The sequence below is a fragment of the Clostridium sartagoforme genome, from assembly GCF_039521405.1.
In the GTDB taxonomy this organism is placed as follows: Bacteria; Bacillota; Clostridia; order Clostridiales; family Clostridiaceae; genus Clostridium; species Clostridium sartagoforme.
Map to the genome: position 1 here is coordinate 1 of NZ_BAAACH010000031.1, position 3998 is coordinate 3998.

The 3998-nt window shown below is 27.9% G+C and carries 3 protein-coding genes, 2 tRNA genes and 2 rRNA genes; 1 reads left to right on the top strand and 6 read right to left on the bottom strand.

All coding sequences use genetic code 11. The features are described from left to right. Nucleotides 1-380: 380 nt before the first annotated feature. Nucleotides 381-1184, bottom strand: a complete 804-nt coding sequence (locus ABDZ60_RS12145; RefSeq protein ID WP_016209179.1) for a pyruvate, water dikinase regulatory protein — start codon at nt 1182-1184, stop codon at nt 381-383. A 175-nt stretch (nt 1185-1359) separates the two neighbouring features. Here ABDZ60_RS12145 and ABDZ60_RS12150 point away from each other — a divergent pair, with 175 nt between their 5' ends. Then, the gene (locus tag ABDZ60_RS12150; RefSeq protein ID WP_016209180.1) at nt 1360-2109 is read left to right on the top strand and encodes a signal peptidase II; all 750 of its coding nucleotides are present in this window, start codon (nt 1360-1362) and stop codon (nt 2107-2109) included. Nucleotides 2110-2203: 94 nt separating this feature from the next. Here the strand turns inward: ABDZ60_RS12150 and ABDZ60_RS12155 are convergent. The 5 genes from ABDZ60_RS12155 to rrf (ABDZ60_RS18670) all read right to left on the bottom strand — a co-directional run. Continuing rightward, nucleotides 2204-2279 (bottom strand) — tRNA-Lys (locus tag ABDZ60_RS12155). 5 nt (nt 2280-2284) lie between these two features. After that, nucleotides 2285-2401, bottom strand: a 5S ribosomal RNA gene (gene rrf / locus ABDZ60_RS12160). Between the two features lie 216 nt (nt 2402-2617). Beyond that, nucleotides 2618-3571 (bottom strand): L-lactate dehydrogenase, encoded by a 954-nt coding sequence (locus ABDZ60_RS12165; protein ID WP_016209181.1) that lies wholly within the window; start codon nt 3569-3571, stop codon nt 2618-2620. A gap of 263 nt (nt 3572-3834) precedes the next feature. Further along, nucleotides 3835-3910: transfer RNA gene (locus ABDZ60_RS12170), tRNA-Lys, on the bottom strand. A 6-nt stretch (nt 3911-3916) separates the two neighbouring features. Further along, nucleotides 3917-3998, bottom strand: a 5S ribosomal RNA gene (gene rrf / locus ABDZ60_RS18670); the annotation flags it as partial.

The following is a 3998-nucleotide window of genomic DNA, read 5'->3' on the forward strand; positions in this document are numbered from 1 at the left end:
AGTCTTAGTTTTAAGACTTCTAAAAGAATTGCTGGTTTATTTTACTTAACTTATTTTCTGTTCAATTTTCAAAGACCATTTTCTCCATCGCCTTTAAGCGACTTTCTTATAATATCATCATAATTTTATTATGTCAATATATTTTTTATTATCCTTTAAAATATTTGACTCGCTTTAGACGATGAATAAATGTTATCACTAAAAAAACTTATTGTCAATAAATTTTCTTTTATTTTTTAATAAAATTATACTTTCACTATGAATTTATCTTCAATATGTTTGTTTTATGCCTTTTTTCGATTTTATATACTCAAAAATTATATTTAAAATTATATCTTAATTTTATTAATATACTCTAATTTAATAGTTAACCTTGTGTATTATCTATCATGCCCTAATGCCTTTATTATTATCAGTGCAGTATCCTCTATTGCTCTTTGAGTAACATCTATAGTCTTACAACCTAATTTTCTCATTATTCTATCTGCAAAATCAAATTCTTCTAATATTCTAGCATCACTTGCATATTCTATCCCTGTAGGCATTCTATGAAACTTATCTAATCTTCTTTTTCTTATTTCTATTAATTGTAAGGGGTTTATTACCAATCCAAATATTTTTTTCTTATCTACTTCAAAAAGTTCATTTGGTATTTCTACTTCCGGCATAAGTGGTATATTAATTGCTTTTATTCCTTTATTAGCTAAATACATACATAATGGTGTTTTAGACGTTCTTGATAATCCTATAAGTACAACATCCGCATTCTTTAATCCTCTATAGTCTTTGCTATCATCATATTGCATAGCAAACTCCATAGCTTCAATTCTTTTAAAGTAAACTTCATCTGTTTTTCTCATTGCACCTGGATTATTGTCTGGCATTCTATTCAATATTGATGAAGTCACATTTATTATTGGCCCCAATACATTTATTACAGATATATTTTTTTCTAAGCATTTTTGAGTCAAATATTCTCTTACATTAACAGTTATTATAGTTGATACTATTATACTTTTTTCGTTATTGGTAACTTCAGTTATCAATTCTTCAACATCTTCTAAACTATTTATGTAAGGAATTCTTTTTACTTCTACCTCTCCTTTAAATTGACTTGCCGCTGCCATAGCAACTTGCTCAGCTGTTTCCCCTATAGAATCTGAAACTGCAAAAATTTTTAACACTTAAAATTCCTCCTATGATTCGTATTATTATTTAGTATTAATATAAATAACCTAAATATTCAGTATTTTATTTTTTAATTATATCAGTATTTAAAATAATTTGTTATCCTTATATGAATTTTATATTTACATATGATAAAATCTTAATATCTTAAGTTTTCTGTAGGAGGATATCATGACAAATAAATTTAATAAAGATAAATGGATTACGATAGGAATACTTCCTTTAATGTGGCTATTGTACTTTGCATTTGAAATTATAACTGGTAGAGTAGATAATTTTTATACCCTAATTATGAACTTGTTGTTGACTATTTTATTTGCCATTACAGGTTGGATAATATATATAGTATCAATCAAATATCCTAATGGTTTTAACAATAAGATAATATTATTAATCTTTTCTGTACTTATGTTAATAGATCAAGGATTAAAGTTGATAATAAAATTATTCTTTTTTGAAAGATATTTTGAACTTATACCAAACTTCCTCTCCTTTGATCCTATAATTAATACTGAGGGGTCTTGGCTTAATGCTAGATTTGGTTTTGGAGTAGGATTTACTACATTAATCATATTTAATGCAGTTTCTGTGCTTTTATTTATAGAGATTTATAGATATTATTCCTATCTCAAAAATAAAAGTTTCTGGGCAGATATGACATTTTTATTTGTTACATCTGGAGCATTATGTTCATTAATAGATAAAGTATTTTATGGTGGTAGCTTGGATTTTATAGGGATAAGTAATCTTTTCATAGCTGATGTAAAAGATATGTATATTAACTTAGGTATATTATTCTTTATAATGTTAATTTATCTTGGTGGATATTTTAAAGAAGAAGATTCTTCAACTTTAAAAGATGATTTAAACTCTATAAAGAAATTTTTAAAGTTTGTAAAAAAAGATATTCTAAGAAAATAAAAAAGAAAGAGGTGATTATCATCTCTTTCTTTTATTATATATAATGCTAAGCAAGTTCTTATTAAAAAATCACTTCATTAAATGAAGTGATTTTTGGTGGCTTACCCGGGAATCGAACCCGGTACACCTTGATTAAAAGTCAAGTGCTCTACCGATTGAGCTAGTAAACCTTATGACCTGGCAACGTTCTACTCTCCCACACAGTCTCCCATGCAGTACCATCGACGCTATAGAGCTTAACTTTCCTGTTCGGAATGGAGAGGAGTGTTTCCTCTACGCCATCATCACCAGATATTTTTCTCTCAACAAGAACTTATTATATAGACTTATTACCCATATGTCAACATAATTTTTGAAAATAATTTGTTTTTTTTATTTCTAATATAAATTAATTTAACTTTACTAATAAATTTGTAAGTTATATTGTAGCATTTAGTCATTTTTATATACATATATCTTAATATAAAATGCTATTAAAGAATTGTATATTTCTTTAATAGCATTACTATTATTTATTGTTCAATTTACTTATATATTCTCTTATTGTATCATTAGACTTTTTAAATTTTTTAAGTTCCTCTTCTGTCATTTCTATTTCTACTACTTCCTTTGCACCTTCACTATTAAGTACTACAGGTACTCCAGAGAATACTCCATATTCACCATATTCACCATCTAATAATGTGGATACTGGTATTATTTTATTTTCATCATTTAAAATAGCCTTTATTATTCCAACCGTGGCAGCAGCTATAGCATAATATGTTGTTCCCTTTCTGTTATAAACTTCCCATCCCGCTTGTGCAGTTTCCATAGCTAACTTATCTAAATCTATATCTCCAGCTCGATCTTTATTATCTTTTATAACTTTACTAAATGGTTTTCCCCCAACATAAACATGAGACCATGGAACCATTTGAGAATCACCATGTTCACCCATAGAATACGCTTGAACACTTCTTGGATCAACATTAAATAAATCTCCTATGAAATTTTTTAATCTTGCTGAATCAACAGATGTTCCTGTTCCTATAACATGACTCTTTGGTAGTCCAGATAGCTTATAAACATAATGCGCTATTATGTCAACAGGATTTGATACCACTATAAAGTGGCCCTTAAATCCACTTTGCATTATAGAATCAACTATTGACTTTGCTATTTTAGCTGATAGATCTAAAGTATCTAACCTTGTTTGCCCTGGTCTTGGGGGCGCTCCTGCAGTTATAACTATTATATCAACATCTTTACACTCTTCATAAGAACCTACTTTTATTTTTGTATTTCTATTTAGGTATTCTATACAATGTTTTAAGTCCATAACTTCCCCAAGTGCTTTTTCTTTATTTATATCTATCATAACAACTTCATCACAAACACCTTGAGTTATTAAACTAAATGCAGTGCTAGAACCAACTAAACCTGTTCCTACTATAGCTACTTTTCTATTTTTTGAAATCACTTATATCCCTCCATAACTAAATTTCCATTTTTAAATTATATATTACTTTTGTGCCATTAGAATTTTTTTTAAATACTAGTATATTAAAGTTATTGTTGTTTTTTTATATAACATAAAATTTAACTCCCATTTATTAAAAATAAATTGAATAATTCTTATAAAACTTATCACATTTATAAATATTATAAGAAGAATCTACTATTATCCAATACTTGTTCATTATTATTTTTAAATAAAAAAATCCTAAACAAAAGTTTAGGATTTGGTGCGTTATCAGGGGATCGAACCCGGGACACCCTGATTAAGAGTCAGGTGCTCTACCAACTGAGCTAATAACGCATAATAACCTGGCAACGTTCTACTCTCCCACACAGTCTCCCATGCAGTACCATCGACGCTGTAGAGCTTAACTTTCCTGTTCGGAATG